Here is a 15,254-nt window from a genome sequence, read left to right on the forward strand (position 1 = left end):
CACCCGCCGCTCTCGCGCCGGGCACTTTTACTACGTTACCCGCTGGTTTCCGCCGTGTCAAACCGCTCTGTCGCGATCCACACCACTTCAACCCAGTTTCCGGACACCACGAACGGAGCCGGATTCCGCCGGACCGATCATGGATTTCAGCAGGCCGGCCGCTGCGGTCCCCCGCAAGCTCGCCCGGTGCCCTGCCGGTCGTCAACCATACCCGGTCGGTTTCGCCTCGCCAAATCCGCCTCGCAGCGAATCCGGGGCACCGCCCGGTCCAGGTTCCGATGAGTGCTAACCCATCCGACCTGGGGTTGTTCCCGCGCTCCGGCCTCCGGGACTTTCGCCCCGTTTCGTCCGTTCCGCGCTGGCAGAGAGAAAACTACGCGTCCCGCGGGAAGATCGTCAAATCGGCGACCGGCGTCGCGCGTCACAGCCGGGACCGCAGCCTTCCGCCCGCGATCGAGGCGGTCGACAGGCCGACGCCAGTCCACGCCGACCACCGGGAGATGCGGCGGACGGCGCGGCCGGACGTGATGGCGGTCCGCACCCCGCCGCACACCCACCTGCCGATACCCCTGGGCTGCCTCGCCGCCGGCGCGCCGACCTGCTGCCGGAGAAGCCGCCGGCGCTGTCCCCCGCCGAGCACCGTGAGCTGGCCGCCGCGGGTGCTGTCCACCGCCGAGCACCGTGGGGCCGCCGCCCCGGCGGCGACGGGCCGGGTAGTGCCAGGTCGGCTTCCAGCCCCTCGGCCCGGCGGCCTCGCGAGCTGACCGACGGTTCGGGCCGGGCGGCGCGGGCGTCGTCACCGGCATCACGACGGTCGCGGCCCGGCAGCGCCCCGACGCCTACTACACGCGGGCGCCGTGAGCCGGCCCGCCTGACGCGAGTCCACATCAGACACGGTGCCTGTGCGTCGCGTCGGACAACACCCGGAAGTAGCCGACACCTACGACGGCTCCGCGGCCGGCACGATCCGTCCCGCAGGGCCGCCGGGCGGGGTCACCCCGTTCCACCGGCCCCCGCGGCGGCGGTAGCGTGGCGCCACATCACGGCCCGTGGCGCGGACTTCCCGCCGGTGTGGCGGTCGCGATCGTACGGAGGAGGGTGCATGTCCCACGGCGAGGAGCCGTTCGCGGGACGCGAGGACGCGACCTCGCGGCCGAGCTTTGACCTCGCACTGCGCGGCTACGACAAGCGGCAGGTCGACCGGTACGTCGAACAGGTCGACGGCGAGCGGTCGGCGCTGGCCGCCGAGCGGGAGCGGGCCTCGGGCCAGCTGCGGGAGCTGACCGCCGAGCTGCACCGGCTGCACGCGGAAGTCGCCGAGCTGCGCGAGCGGCCGGCACAGCCGGACCGGGCGTCCTTCCGCGACCTGGGGCCGATGGTCGACCAGATCCTGGCCCTGGCGGAGAAGCAGGCCGGGGTCATCACCGACGCCGCCGGTCAGGAGGCTGCCGAGCTGCGGGCCGAGGCGGAGCGGGCGCTCACCGAGGCCCGGGAGCACGCCGCCACGACGCTGCGGGAGCTGGCGGATGAGGCAGCGGCCCGGCGCGCGCAGGACGAGCAGGAACACGAGGAACGCCGCGCCAACGCCCAGGCCGAGCTGGCCCGGATCCGCGAGGCGGCGGAGCGCCTGCGGGCGGCCGGCGAGGCGGCCCACGACCACGCGCTCCAGGAGGCCAAGCGGATCGACGAGCAGAGCGCCCAGCAGCTCGAACAGTCCCGCGCCGAGGCCGAGGCGTTCCTGACCGCGGCCCGTACCCAGATCCAGCAGGAGGTGCAGGCGGCGCGCACGAAGACCCAGCAGGAGCTGGGCCAGTGGCAGGCCGGCGTGGAGCGGGAGATCAACGAACGGCGGTCCGCCGCCGAGCAGGAGATCACCGAGCAGCGCGCGGCGGCGGAGCGGGAGCTGGCCGGCCAGCGCACGGCGGCCGAGCAGGAGATCGCGACGCTGATCGCCGAGGCGCAGCAGTACGCGGCCACGTTCCGCCAGCGCGCCGACGAGCAGGCCGCGGCCCACCAGCAGCAGCTCGCCGCGGCGCAGCAGGGCCTCCGGGACCGGCGGGAGGCGCTGGCCCGGTTGCAGTCCGAGCTGGAGACGGCACAGCAACAGCTCGCCCAGGCGCGGCAGGACAGCGGCAGCGCCGAGCGGGAGTTCACCGACCTGCAGCAGCGCCTCGCCGAGACCCGGCAGGAACTGGCCGACGAGCTGCACCGGCTCGACGAGGTGCGCCGGGCCGCGGATTCCGCCGAGCAGCATGCCAAGGAGGTCCGTGCCCGGGTGAAGCGGGAGGCGAAGCGGGTGGCGGACCTGGCCGCGGCGGCGGTCATGGCAGCCGCCACTGGTGGCGCGGAGACCGCCGAGTACCCGCAGGTCGGCGCCCGCGCGCGCGGTGACCGGCCGGCGGCGTCCGCCGTCGAGGCCGTGGGCGGCGGGACCGGCTACGCGGCCGGCGGCGTCGAGGCCGGGGCCGGCGGCGCGGCGGGGCCCCCGGCCGGCGACGCAAGGCGGGCACCGGCCGACGAGGAGGGGCGGTCCCCGGGCGGCGCCGTGGCGCAGCCGCCGGCGGACCCGGTGGTCGCCCCGGGCTGACGCAGCACGACGTGCTGGAGCCCTGGCCGGCGTCGAGCCCGGCGGGTCGGGGAGGTCCCGGCACTCGCTGGTCGGGTCGCGGGCGAGCGTGGCCTCGTGGGCGCGCAGCGGCTGGACGACGCCACCGACCAGGACTCGTTGCACAGCGAGGTCGCCCACAACGGTGCCCTACACTCGCTCGCGGCGGGCGGTAGCGCAGAGGTCGTCGCGTCTCCTTGGCAGGGAGGAGGACGCCGGTTCGAATCCGGCCCGTCCGCCGCCCGGGCGTCGTCCCGCCCGATCCGTGCGGGCCGTAGCGCAGCGGTCGTCGCGCCCGGTCTCCAAAACCGGGAGGACGCCGGTTCGAATCCGGCCGGTCCGCACCCCCTACACTCCCCGGCGAGCGGGTCGTAGCGCAGAGGTCGTCGCGCCCGACTGCTAATCGGGAGGACGCCGGTTCGATCCCGGCCGGCCCGCTCCCGACGGGAACGGGGACGCCGACATGGAGCGCCGACGCGAGCGGGAGCGGCACCTGCGGCTCCTGCGGTACGCCTCGCCGCCGGGCATGGTCGCCGCCGCCACCGCCCGCCGCCACGCCGGGGACTGGCGGGGCGCGTGCGGGGCGGCGCTGGTCGACGCGCACATCGATCTGCCGGACGTGGCCTCCCGGTACGGCGGCGGCGAGGCCGCCCGGATCGAGGGCGAGCTGCGCGACCTCGCCCCGGACCTGCTGCGCCGCTTCCTGCCCCGCACCGACTCGCTGGCCCTCCTGCCGCGTGCCGTCGTCGTGCTCACCCGGCTGCCCGGCCCGGTCCCGACCGGCGCCGAGCCGTCCGACCCGGGCGTCCCGCTGCTGGTGGCGACGCTGCCACTCACCGACCGTGCCCCGCAGCGGATCGGGCTGCGGGTCACCGACAGCCGGCGCCTGCCGCCCCGGTGGCACGACCTGCCGGGCTGGTGCTGGGACGCGGCGGCGGTCGACGCGCGCCGCTGGGCGTACGGCGCCTCGGCCGCCCGGCTCGCCTGGCACTCGCCCGACGGCCACCCGTACCCGTCCGGCGACACGGGTGCGCCGGCGCTCACCGGCGACCGGGCCGCGGAGGTGGAAGCCCTCGCCGCGCTGCTGTCGGCGGGACGACCGGTGGCGGCGTACGAGGCGGCCGGGTTCACCGTCGACCCCGACGAGGCCCGCCAGCACGCCGCCTGGTTCGCGGCCCCGCTCGCCGCCCACGCGCCGGCGCTGCCGGTGCTCGCCGACGAGGCCCGCCGCCTCGCCCACCGCTACGGGGCGACGACACAGGTCAGCGCGGACCGCCGGCTCGCCGTCGAGGTCGCCCCCGACGGCCGACCGACCGTCCGCAGGGCGAGCTGGCGCGATGCCGCCGTCGGGCCGTGCGCCTTCGGGATGCCGGGGCCGACGGACGTGGCGCTGCTACGCCGGGGCGACCTGACGCCGGACGAGCTGCACCCGCTGGTGCACGAGGCGTTGTTTCCGGGTCGGGCGCAGGCGTGGCGGCGCGCGGCACCGGCGCCACCCGCGCCGATCCGGATCCGGTGCGGGCCCGACTGGCACGTCGTCCGCCCCGCCGACGGGCGCCTCGCCACCCCGCACCACAGCGACGAGGAACTGCGCCGGGAGTTCCTGCTCGCCGGGCTGGGCGGGCCGCTCCTGGGCTGCGCGGCGGCGGTGCGGGCCTGGCGTACCGGGGCGAGACCGGTGCCGAAGGAGATCCGCAGGCTCCGGCAGGACGTCTTCGCCCGCGCGTTGCACGGCGACACCGACGGCGTGCTCGCCCTGCTCGCCGACGGCCTCGACCCCGGGCTGCGCGACGGCACGGGCGGCACCCTGATGCACTGGCTGTCCCACCTGGACCACGCGAGGATGCTGCCGGCGCTCGCCGCCGCCGGTCTCGACGTCGACGAACGCGACCGGGACGGCCGCACCCCGCTGCACGCCGCCGCGGTCGCACTGGACACCGAGGTGATGGCGGCCCTGCTCGCGGCCGGCGCCGACCCGGACGCCGTCGACGCGCAGGGCCGCACCCCCGCCGGACTGCTCGCCGCCGCCCGGAAGCTGACGCGACGGTAGTCGGCGCGCTGTCGGTGGCCTTCGGTATGCTCCCGCGCGGCGAGGCCGTAGCGCAGAGGTCGACGCGCCTTGACAGCAAGCTGGAGGACGCCGGTTCGAATCCGGCCGGTCTCGCCGCCACCCCTTCGCGAAGGAGCACCGTGTCCGTCGACCGCGCCGAGTTGGCGGCCTGCCTGGCCGTCCTGGCCCGGCTCGACGACGCCGACCTCGACGAGGCGACCCGGCAGGAGTTGGAGCGGGCGGTCACGGCCGCCCAGCGGGGGGTGAAGAAGCGCGCCAAGGCCCGCCGGGACGCCGCGACCCGGGCGGCGGACCGGGCGCTGCTGGCCGGCGCCACCCGCTTCCACACCGAGATTCCCGACGTCGCCCCGCCCGTCTCCGACCGACCCCCCGCCCCGGCCCGGGACGGCGCGGACCACGACGCGGCGGAGCGTGGGTCGCTGCGCCGGGAGCGGCACTGCTACGTGTGCAAGCTGCCCTACCGCCGGGTGGACGTCGACTACCACCAGATGTGCCCGCCGTGCGCGGCGGAGAACCGCGAGCGGCGGCACGCCCGCTGCGACCTGACCGGCCGCACCGCCGTGGTGACCGGCGGCCGGGTGAAGATCGGCTTCCACACCGCGCTCAAGCTGCTCCGCGACGGCGCCGACGTGATCGTGACGACCCGGTTCCCCCGGGACGCCGCCCGCCGCTTCGCCGCCGTGCCGGACGCGGACGACTGGGCCGACCGGCTCTACGTGCACGGGTTGGACCTGCTCGACCTGGCCGGCACGCTCGACTTCGTCGCGCTGGTCGGCCGGCGCTTCGCCGGGCTGGACATCCTGGTCAACAACGCGGCGCAGACGCTGTACCGGCCGGAGGCGTACCACCGGGAGGTCCGGGCGGCCGAGTCGACGGCGCTGGAGGGGCCGGCGGCGCGGATCGCGGTCGGCGCCGCGCCCGCCGCCACCACGGCGCGGCGGCTGCCCGCCGGGTTGGACGCGTTCTTCCCGACGGGGCAGGTCGACGAGACGGGCCAGCCGCTCGACCTGCGCGAGATCAACTCGTGGGTGCTCAGCGACGCCGACGTGAGCCCGCACGAGTGGTTGCAGGTGCACGTGGTCAACGCCTTCGCGCCCTTCCTGCTCACCTCCCGGCTGCGCCCGCTGATGCAGGCGAGCGCCCACCCGCAGCGGCACGTCGTGCAGGTCTCGGCGATGGAGGGCAGCTACAGCCGCTCCGGCAAGACCACCCGGCACCCGCACACCAACATGGCCAAGGCGTCGCTGAACATGCTGGTCCGCACGGTCGCCCCCGACTACCTGACCAGCGGCATCCACATGAACAGTGTGGACACCGGCTGGGTCACCGACGAGCGGCCGCACCCGGGCAAGACCGCCCAGCGTGACCTCGGGTTCCGGCCGCCGCTCGACGTGGTCGACGGCGCCGCCCGGGTCTACGACCCGATCGTCCGGGGCGTCCGCGGCGCGCCGGTGAGCGGCCAGTTCCTCAAGGACTACCGGAGCGTGCCCTGGTGACCGATCCCACGCCGGTACGGTGCCCGGCCATCGCCGACCCCGACGCCGGGCTCGCCGACCCGGCCGACTTCGACCCGCTGCTGGTCCGCCTCTCCGTGCCGGACGCGGTGGTCGCGCCCGAGGAGTTCCCGCGCGGCACGGTGCAGCCCGACGGCCGGCTCGACCTGTGCAAGCAGGGCGTCGGACCGGCGCAGACCGCCCGGATCGTGGCCGCCGCGGTCGACTCGCCGCTGGTGCGGCACCTGCTGCTGGGCACCAACGGCCTCGGCGCGGAAGGCGCCCGGGCGGTCGCCGAGGCGCTGCGCCCGGGGCACCACCTCGAGACGCTCTACCTGGGCTGCAACCGGATCGACCCGGCCGGGGTCGACGCGCTCGCCGCCCGGCTGGCCGGCGACCACACGGTGCGGGCGCTGTGGCTCAAGCGCAACCCGGTCGGCGACGAGGGCGTCCGGCGGCTCGCCGCCGCGCTCGCGGTGAACTCCACCATCCGCACGCTGGACCTGGTCAACGTCGGGATGAGCGTACGTGGGCTGGCCGCCCTGGCCGAGGCGCTGGCCGACCGGGAGCGGCCGGTGCAGCGGCTCTTCCTCGGCGGCAACGGCTTCGGCCCGGACGCGGTGCCGGTGCTCGGCGCGCTGGTCCACGCCGCCGGGGTCCGGGAGCTCTACCTGGCGGCGAACCACCTCGGGGACGCCGGCGCCGCCGCCCTCGCCGAGCTGGCCGACGGGGTGGAGGTGACGCTCGGTCTGGGCGGCAACGGGATCACCCCGGCCGGGGTGACCGCGCTGGCCCGGCACCTGGGCGCCTGGCGGGCGCTGGACCTGGCCCGGCCGCCCTCGGAGCGGGCCCTCGGGGCGCGCGGCAACGTGGTCGGCGACGAGGGCGCGGCGGCGCTCGCCGACGCGCTGCCCGCCGCCCGGCTGCGCCGGCTGGACCTGCGGCGTACGGAGGTCGGTGGGCGGGGCGCGAAGCGGCTCGTCGAGGCCGTCGAGGGCCACCCGACGCTGGAGTACCTGGGCATCAACGGAGGCGTGCCGCGGCGACAGCGTCGCCGGGCCTCGGCCCTGCTCGCCGAGCGGCCGGTCACCGCGCCGCACGAGGACATCCGGGCGATCGCGAGCGTCTACCGGTGAACCCGCCCGTCGTCGACGAGATCCGCACCTGGCAGCGCGTCCGGCGGTACGCCGTGCCGGCCGCGATGGTCGAGGCGTGCGCCGCGGCCCGGGAGGCAGGTGACTGGCGGGCCGCCTGCGCGGCCGGGCGCATGGACGTGGCGTTCGACCTGGCCGAGGTGGCCCGGGAGCACGGCCGGGCCCGCGCCGACCGGATCGAGGCGGACCTCGGCATCCTCGCGCCGGACCTGCTGCGCTGGCACCTGCCGCGCGTGCTCGGCGGCCGCACCAGCGTCGCCACCCACCAGCGGTTCGTGCTGTCCACGGCGGACGGGCGGTTCGACGACCGCGACGTCGCGCTGGTGGTGGACACGCCGAAGACGGTCGACGGGTCGCAGCGGCTGCGGCTGACCGTCCGCCCCACACTGCGCGAGGGCTACCCCCGGCAGGACCTGCCGCCGGTGTACTGGAGCGCCGCGCACGTCGACGGACTCGCCGGCGCGTACGGCGGGTCGCCGGGCCGGCTGCCCGGCTTGGCGGCCGACGGCACGGTCCGGTCGTTCGGGTCGTACCCGGCGGCGGTCGACCCGGGCGCCCCATCGAGCCGGGTCGAGGTCTTCGACCGGCTGGTCGCCGGTGGCGAGATGGTCGAGGCGTGGGCGGCGGCCGGTGTCGACCTCGACCCGGAGGCCCCGGAGACCTACTACCTCAACCGCGAGGTCGCGAGCGCCGCCCGCGGCTGCCTGGTCCCGGTCGGGCTGGACGCCGAGCTGGCCCGGCTGGAGGACCGCTACGGCGTCGACCGGGTCATGATCTGGTCCGGGGGGCGGCCGGTGGCCGAGGTGCACCGGCGGGGTGACGGCACGGTGGCCGCCGCGTTCGTCGGGTACGAGCGGGAGCACTTCACCCGTCCCCGCTTCGCCGGCGTGGTCCACGAGCGGCCCGCCGACCTGGACCTGCTGCGGCACGGCCTGCTCCGCCCCGCCGAGCTGCACCCCCTCGTGCGCCGGGCCCTGTTCCCGTCGGCACCGTCCACGCCGGACACGGTCCCGTCACCGGGCGACCGCCCACCGGTGCCGGCGGTACGGCTGCGCGCGGCGCAGGGCGAGACGGCACGGCCGGGGACGGCCACCTCGGAGAACGCGCAGGGCGAGACGGCGCACGCCGAACAGCCGCAGACAACGGTGGACCGGCTCGACGCGGGCGTGGACATCACGGCGCGGGCCGGAACGGCGCGGCCGAGGGTGGCTGGTCTGCGGGTGGAGGTGCCGGTGCGGTGCGGGGGTGGGTGGCACGTCCTCGTCCACGGCGACGGCCGGCTCGACCCGGTGTCGCACACCGCCGAGGAAGTCGCCGGGGAGGAACTGCTGCGGGCCCTCGGCGGGCAGTCGGCGGGCTGCTTCGCCGCCGTGCAGGCGTGGCGCGGCGGGGCCGGCCGGCTGCCCCGGCCCCTGCGCGAGCTGCGGCGCGACGTGCTGCTGCGGATCCAGCACGGCGGCGCGGCGACGTTGGCCGCGCTGCTGGACGCGGGGCTCGACCCGAGGTTGGGCGACGGCCGGGGCGGCACTCTGCTGCACCACCTGCGCGCGGTGGAGGACGTCTCGCTGGTCCGGCGGCTGCTCGACGCCGGCGTGCCGATCGGGGCCGGGGACCGTCGGGGCCGTACCGCGCTGCACGTGGCGGTCGGCGACGGCGGCAGCCCGGAGCTGGTCCGCGCGCTGCTGGCCGCCGGCGCCGACCCGGACGCCCCCGACGAGGACGACTACAGCCCCCGCGACCTGGCGGAGGGGAAGGCGAGCATGTACGACGACGACGGCGAGGACGTGCAGCCGGTGTTCCGGATCCGGGACGTGCTGGCGGAATGGGTCGACGGATGACGGCGGCCGTGCCGGCGCTGGCCGCCGCCGACGACCTCGTCGCCGCCACCCGCGCGTGGCGGACGGAGCCGGCCGCCGACCCGAAGGTCGAGGCGCTGGCCCTGGCGGTGTCGGCGAGCCTGCCGGTGCTGCTGTGGGGCGAGCCGGGCATCGGCAAGTCAGCTACCCTCCAGCAGCTCGCCGACGGGTTGGGCCTGCCGCTGGAGACGGTCATCGCCAGCGTGCACGAGCCGTCGGACTTCGCCGGGTTGCCGATCGTCGGGGACTCCCCGGCCACCGACGGGGTGCCGATGGCTCCGCCGGACTGGGCGGTCCGGCTGGCGCGTACCGGATCGGGGTTGCTCTTCTTCGACGAGCTCTCCTCCGCGCCGCCGGCGGTGCAGGCGGCGCTGCTGCGGGTGGTGCTGGAGCGTCGGGTCGGCAGCCTCGCGCTGCCGGCGTCGGTGCGGATCGTGGCGGCCGCGAACCCGCCGACCAGCGCGGCGGACGGCTGGCACCTCGCCCCGCCGCTGGCGAACCGGTTCGTGCACCTGCACTGGACGCACGACGCCCGCACGGTCGCGCGGGGCCTGGCCGGCACGTGGCCGGCGGTGACCGTGCCGGAGGTCCGGCCCGGGCGCACCGCGACGGCGCTGGCCAGGGCGCGCGGCGCGATCGCGGGTTTCCTCACCGCCCGGCCGGGGCTGACCCACCACCTGCCCGCCGACGCCGAGGCCCGCGGCGGCGCGTGGCCGTCGCCGCGCACCTGGGAGATGGTGCTGCGGCTGCTCACCGTCCATCACGCGGCGGGCACCGGGGCGGAGGCGCTGGCGCTGGCGGTGATCGGCGCCGTGGGCGACGGCGCGGGGTTGGAGTTCGTCACCTACCTGGAGAACCTGGACCTGCCCGACCCGGAGCGGGTGCTCGCCGACCCGGCGGCGTTCCGGCTGCCGGAGCGGGGCGACCGGCAGTTGGCTTTCCTCACCGCCGTGATCTCCGCGGTGCAGGCGAAGGTCGACCGGTCCCGCTGGGAGGCCGGCTGGGTGGTGCTGGGCAAGGCGGTCGAGGCGGGTGTGCCGGACGTCGCGGCGCGCGCCGCGATGGACCTGGCGGCGCTGCGCGACACCTCGTGGCCGGTGCCGCCGGCCATCCACGCCTTCGCGGACGTGCTGCGGTTGTCGGGACGCCTGGCCGGATGAGCGCCGGCGGCGGCCGGCTGGACCGCACGAAGCTGCTCGCCGCCCGGTTCCGGGCGGCGCAGGGCCGCCCCTACCTGGCCACCGCGCTCTACAGCGTCACGGTGGTGGAGTCGCCGGACGTGCCGACCATGGGCGTCGACCGGCACTGGCGCTGCCACGTCTCGCCGGGGTTCGTCGACCGGCTGCCGGTGGCCCAGCTCGCGGCGGTGTGGATCCACGAGGTGGCCCACCTGCTCCGCGACCACCACGGCCGGGCCGACCGGCTCCCCGTCGGGCAGCGGCGCGACCACCACCGGGTCAACGTCGCGCAGGACTGCGAGATCAACGACGACCTGGTGGCCGACCGGCTGCCGCTGCCGCCGGACCGGATCGAGCCGAAGACCTTCGGGCTGCCGGCGGGCCTGCTGTTCGAGGCGTACCTGCCGATGCTGCCGCCGCAGGTGTGCGAGGCCGGGGCGCACGACTGCGGATCCGGGGCGCACGGCGTCGACCGGCCGTGGGAGCGCGACGGCGCGGGCGGCGTCAGCGCGGTGGAGGCGGGGGCGATCCGCCGGGAGACGGCCCACGCGGTCCGCGCGCACGTCCGCTCCCGGGGCACCGTCCCGGCCGGGTGGGAACGCTGGGCCGCCCAGGTGCTCGAACCCCGGGTGGACTGGCGGCGGGCGCTCACCGGCGCGGTACACGAGGCGGCCGCCTGGGCCGGCGGAGCGGTCGACTACACCTACCACCGGCCCTCCCGACGTGCCGCGGCGACCCGCGGAGTGGTGCTGCCCAGCCTGCGCCGACCGGTGCCCCGGGTGGCGGTCGTGGTGGACACGTCGGGGTCGATGGGCGATTCGCAGCTCGCTGCGGCGCTCGCCGAGGTCGCCGGGGTGCTCCGGGCGGTCGGCGTCGGCGGCAACCGGGTCACCGTGCTCTCCTGCGACGCGGCCGTGCACGTCGTACGGCGGGTGCACACCGTCGGCGAGGTGCGGCTGGCCGGGGGCGGCGGCACCGACATGCGGGTCGGGATCGAGGCCGCGCTGCGCGACCGACCGCACATCGTGGTGGTGCTGACCGACGGGTTGACGCCGTGGCCGGCGGCGCCGCTCGAGGCCACCCGGGTCGTCGCGGGGCTGATCGGGGCGGGCGCGCCGATGCCGCCGTCCTGGATCACCAGCGTCACGATCGACGACTGACCCGGCCCGGTCCCGCGCGCCGCCACGGCCGCAAGCCGAGCTGGTCCAACCAGTTGACGGGTTGATGTGCGCTGCGCCACACTCCTCGGCATGGACTTCGCCCCCGTCCCCCGCTCCTCCGTCTCCGACCACGTCTTCGGCCAGATCCGCGACGCGATCGTCAGCGGCTCCTACCGCCCCGACGACGCCCTGCCCGGGGAGCGGGAGCTGGCCGCCACCTTCGGGGTCAACCGGCACGCCGTCCGCGAGGCGCTGCGCCGGTTGCAGCAGCTCGGGCTGGTCCGGGTCAGCCAGGGCGGCGCGACCCGGGTGCTGGACTGGCGGGTGCACGCCGGGCTCGACCTCGCGCTCTCCCTCACCCGCTTCCACGACACCCTCCCGGTCGACACCCTCGTCCGGGACATGCTGGAGATGCGGGCCTGCGTCGGGGTCGACGCGGCCCGGCTCTGCGCCGAGCGCGGCGACCCGGCGGCCCTGGCCGCGATCCCGCGGGCCGTCGAGGAGTACGCGGGGCTCGCGCCGGACCTGGCCGGGATGGGCGAGGCGACCATCGTGCTCTGGCGGCACATCGTCGCCGGCTCCGGCAACACCGCCTACCTGCTGGCCTTCAACAGCCTGGTGGCCGGCGCGCTCGCCGTCGGCGAGGTGCCACCGGAGCGGCGCGCCGCGGAACTGCTCGACGTCGCAGGCCACCGCCGGCTCGCCGACGCCATCGTCACCGGCCGGGCCTCCGACGCCGCCCGCGAGGCGCGCGCCCTGCTCACCGCCCCCCTCACCACCCCCGCCGCATCGCCGAGAAGGGAAGCCCGGGCATGATCCCCGCCGTGCTCTACGCCGTACCGGCGTTCCTGCTCCTCATCGCCGTCGAGGCACTCTCCTACCGCTTCGCGCCCGACGACGACGAGCGCGGGTACGAACTGCGCGACACCGCCACCAGCCTGACCATGGGCGCCGGCAGCCAGGTCATCGGCGTGCCGTGGAAGCTGCTGACGATCGGCCTCTACGCCGCCGCGTACACGGTCGCGCCGATCCAGCTCTCCCCCACCAGCGTCTGGACCTGGGTCCTGCTGTTCTTCGCCGACGACCTGGCCTACTACTGGTTCCACCGGTCCCACCACGAGGTGCGGCTGCTCTGGGCCGGGCACGTGGTGCACCACTCCAGCGTCTTCTTCAACCTCTCGACCGCGCTGCGGCAGAGCTGGACGCCGATGACGTCGATCCCGTTCTGGCTCGGGCTGGCGCTGCTCGGCATCCCACCGTGGATGATCTTCCTCCAGCAGTCGGTCAGCCTGCTGTACCAGTTCTTCCTGCACACCGAGCGGATCACCGTGCTGCCCCGACCCGTCGAGTGGATCTTCAACACGCCGTCGCACCACCGGGTCCACCACGGCGCCAACGCCGAGTACCTGGACCGCAACTACGGCGGCATCCTGATCGTCTGGGACCGGCTGTTCGGCACCTTCGAGCCGGAGCGCGCCGCCGTCCGGTACGGCCTGACGAAGAACATCGGCACGTACAACCCGCTGCGGGTGGCGACCCACGAGTACCGGGCCATCTGGGCCGACGCGCGGGCCACCTCGTCCTGGCGGCACCGGCTCGGCTACGTGCTCGGCCGGCCCGGCTGGCAGCCCGTCCCGCACGCGCAGCCGGTCGCCGTCCGATGAGGCGGCTCTGGCCGTTCGGCGTGGTGGCCGCCGTCGAGCTGATCGGCGTCGCGGCCGACGTGACCGCCCTGCAGTGGCTGGCCAAGCCCCTGCTCGCGCCGGTGCTGCTGGCGTACCTGCTGCGGGCGCGCCGGCGCGTCGACGGGGTCGCCGTCGGGCTGGTCTTCGCCACCGCCGGGGACGTCGCGCTGCTGCTGTCCGGCCGCACCGCGTTCCTCGTCGGCATGGGGTGCTTCCTCGGCGCCCAGGTCGGCTTCCTGACTGCCTTCCTGCGGCACCGGCGGCCGCCCGTCGCGGCGGTCGTCGGCTACCTCGTCTGCTGGGCGGCGGCCAACGTCGCGCTGTGGAACGCCCTCGGCCCGCTGCGGCTGCCGGTCCTCGGCTACAGCCTCGCGCTCAGCCTGATGGCCGCCGCCGCGACCGGCGTCTCCCGCCGGGCGGCCGTGGGCGGGGCGCTGTTCCTCGTCTCCGACCTGCTGATCGGGCTGGACGCCGCGGGCACCACGCTGCCCGGCCACAGCCTGGCCGTGATGACAACCTACATCGCGGCCCTGCTGCTCATCACCACCGGATGGGCCGAGGCGACCGGCCGCACGCGCGGCGCCGGCGACCGCCTCGCACAGGTGGTCACCGCCCCGGCCGTGCCGCCCTCCCGCCGGCCGGTTGTCCGGGGGTGAGCCGCACCCGGCGCAGCAGTTGCGCGTTGACCGCCACCACGACGGTGGAGGCGGACATCAGCACCGCCGCGACGGCCGGGCTGAGCGCGACCCCGGCCCAGGCCAGGACGCCGGCGGCCAGCGGGATCGCCACCACGTTGTAGCCGGCGGCCCAGGCCAGGTTCTGGATCATCTTTCGGTACGACGCGCGGGACAGCCGGAGCACGCCGGTGACGCCGCGCGGGTCGGAGGAGGCCAGGATGACGCCGGCCGACTCGATGGCGACGTCGGTGCCGGCGCCGATGGCCAGGCCGACGTCGGCGCGGGCCAGGGCGGGGGCGTCGTTGACGCCGTCGCCGACCATCGCCACGGTCAGCCCGCGGGCCTGGAGGTCGGCGACGGCCCGGTCCTTGTCGGCGGGCAGCACCTCCGCGAAGACCTCGTCGACGCCCGGCCGGAAGCCCAGGTCTGCGGCGACCGCCTCGGCGACCGGCCGGGCGTCGCCGGTGATCATCGCGATCGTCCGTACGCCGTGCGCACGCAGCTCGGCGATGGCCGCGCGGGCCTCCGGGCGGACCTCGTCCTCCAGGGCGAAGGCGCCCACCGCCTCGGGTCGCCCGTCGGCGGGCAGCCGGACGAGGTGCAGCACCACCGCACCGCGCGACGACCAGCCCCGGGTCACCGTGGCGAGGTCGTCCGGCACGGCCGCCCCGACCTCGCGCACCAGGGCGGGGCCGCCGACCGCCCAGGCGGTGCCGTCGACGACGGCCCGGACCCCTCGACCGGGCAGGGACCGGAAGTCCCGGGCGGTCGCCCGCAGCCCCCGGTCCTGCGCGACCTTGACCAGAGCCTTGGCGAGGGGGTGTTCGCTGTCGGCCTCGACCGCGCCGGCGATCCGCAGCACCTCGTCCTCCGTGGTGCCACCGGCGGCGGCCGTGGCGGTGACCGTGTGGGCGCCCTTGGTCAGGGTGCCGGTCTTGTCGAACAGCACCGCGTCGACGGTGCGCATCCGCTCCAGGGCGAGGCGGTCCTTGACCAGGATGCCGGCCTTGGCCGACACCGCGGTCGACAACGCGATCACCAGCGGAATGGCCAGCCCGAGGGCGTGCGGGCACGCGATCACCAACACCGTCACCGACCGCACGACGGACTGGTCCGGGTCGTCCAGCGCCCACCAGGCGGCGAAGGTGACCAACGCCGCGACGGTCGCGACGTAGAACAGCATCGCCGCGAACCGGTCAGCCAGGACCTGCGCCCGACCACTGGACGCCTGAGCCTGCGCCACGAGCCGGCCAATGCCAGCCAGGGCGGTGTCCTCACCGACCGCGTCGACCCGGACCCGCAACGCGGAGTCGGTGGCCACCGTGCCGGCCACCACCCGATCCCCCACGCCACGCGGCACCGGCCGGGACTCCCC

General features: G+C 76.4%; 12 protein-coding genes and 4 tRNA genes. 14 read left to right on the top strand and 2 right to left on the bottom strand.

What is annotated here, in order from left to right:
• Positions 1–421: 421 nt before the first annotated feature.
• A complete protein-coding gene (locus AB0G14_RS32815; protein WP_357704202.1) occupies positions 422–670 on the bottom strand; it encodes a hypothetical protein in 249 nt (82 codons plus the stop codon).
• Positions 671–1,102: 432 nt separating this feature from the next.
• Here AB0G14_RS32815 and AB0G14_RS32820 point away from each other — a divergent pair, with 432 nt between their 5' ends.
• The 14 genes from AB0G14_RS32820 (at position 1,103) to AB0G14_RS32885 (ending at position 13,858) form a co-directional block, all read left to right on the top strand.
• Positions 1,103–2,587, top strand: coding sequence for a hypothetical protein (locus tag AB0G14_RS32820; protein ID WP_357704204.1), 1,485 nt, complete (start codon positions 1,103–1,105; stop codon positions 2,585–2,587).
• Positions 2,588–2,771: 184 nt separating this feature from the next.
• Positions 2,772–2,844, top strand: a tRNA-Ala gene (locus tag AB0G14_RS32825).
• 28 nt (positions 2,845–2,872) lie between these two features.
• Positions 2,873–2,949 (top strand) — tRNA-Trp (locus AB0G14_RS32830).
• Positions 2,950–2,969: 20 nt separating this feature from the next.
• Positions 2,970–3,044: transfer RNA gene (locus AB0G14_RS32835), tRNA-Ser, on the top strand.
• A 24-nt stretch (positions 3,045–3,068) separates the two neighbouring features.
• The gene (locus tag AB0G14_RS32840; protein ID WP_357704206.1) at positions 3,069–4,655 is read left to right on the top strand and encodes an ankyrin repeat domain-containing protein; all 1,587 of its coding nucleotides are present in this window, start codon (positions 3,069–3,071) and stop codon (positions 4,653–4,655) included.
• 41 nt (positions 4,656–4,696) lie between these two features.
• Positions 4,697–4,769, top strand: a tRNA-OTHER gene (locus AB0G14_RS32845).
• A 26-nt stretch (positions 4,770–4,795) separates the two neighbouring features.
• Positions 4,796–6,172, top strand: a complete 1,377-nt coding sequence (locus AB0G14_RS32850; RefSeq protein WP_357704208.1) for an SDR family NAD(P)-dependent oxidoreductase — start codon at positions 4,796–4,798, stop codon at positions 6,170–6,172.
• Positions 6,169–7,305: a gala protein gene (locus tag AB0G14_RS32855; RefSeq protein WP_357704210.1), complete on the top strand. Its 1,137-nt coding sequence runs from the start codon at positions 6,169–6,171 to the stop codon at positions 7,303–7,305. The genes AB0G14_RS32850 and AB0G14_RS32855 overlap by 4 nt, the downstream gene beginning before the upstream one ends.
• Positions 7,302–9,161, top strand: a complete 1,860-nt coding sequence (locus tag AB0G14_RS32860; RefSeq protein WP_357704212.1) for an ankyrin repeat domain-containing protein — start codon at positions 7,302–7,304, stop codon at positions 9,159–9,161. Before AB0G14_RS32855 ends, AB0G14_RS32860 begins: the two co-directional genes overlap by 4 nt.
• A complete protein-coding gene (locus AB0G14_RS32865; protein ID WP_357704214.1) occupies positions 9,158–10,339 on the top strand; it encodes an AAA family ATPase in 1,182 nt (393 codons plus the stop codon). Before AB0G14_RS32860 ends, AB0G14_RS32865 begins: the two co-directional genes overlap by 4 nt.
• Positions 10,336–11,517, top strand: a complete 1,182-nt coding sequence (locus tag AB0G14_RS32870; RefSeq protein ID WP_357704216.1) for a VWA-like domain-containing protein — start codon at positions 10,336–10,338, stop codon at positions 11,515–11,517. The genes AB0G14_RS32865 and AB0G14_RS32870 overlap by 4 nt, the downstream gene beginning before the upstream one ends.
• Positions 11,518–11,607: 90 nt before the next feature.
• The gene (locus AB0G14_RS32875) at positions 11,608–12,333 is read left to right on the top strand and encodes a GntR family transcriptional regulator (RefSeq protein ID WP_357704218.1); all 726 of its coding nucleotides are present in this window, start codon (positions 11,608–11,610) and stop codon (positions 12,331–12,333) included.
• A complete protein-coding gene (locus AB0G14_RS32880) occupies positions 12,330–13,181 on the top strand; it encodes a sterol desaturase family protein (protein ID WP_357704220.1) in 852 nt (283 codons plus the stop codon). The genes AB0G14_RS32875 and AB0G14_RS32880 overlap by 4 nt, the downstream gene beginning before the upstream one ends.
• Positions 13,178–13,858, top strand: a complete 681-nt coding sequence (locus AB0G14_RS32885; protein WP_357704222.1) for a lysoplasmalogenase — start codon at positions 13,178–13,180, stop codon at positions 13,856–13,858. The genes AB0G14_RS32880 and AB0G14_RS32885 overlap by 4 nt, the downstream gene beginning before the upstream one ends.
• Here the strand turns inward: AB0G14_RS32885 and AB0G14_RS32890 are convergent.
• Positions 13,809–15,254, bottom strand: a 1,446-nt coding sequence (locus AB0G14_RS32890; protein ID WP_357704224.1) for a heavy metal translocating P-type ATPase, incomplete at its 5' end; no start/stop codon positions are given. The two genes, AB0G14_RS32885 and AB0G14_RS32890, sit on opposite strands and share 50 nt — an antisense overlap.

Source organism: Micromonospora sp. NPDC023814 (assembly GCF_040639595.1).
Classification (GTDB): Bacteria; Actinomycetota; Actinomycetes; order Mycobacteriales; family Micromonosporaceae; genus Micromonospora.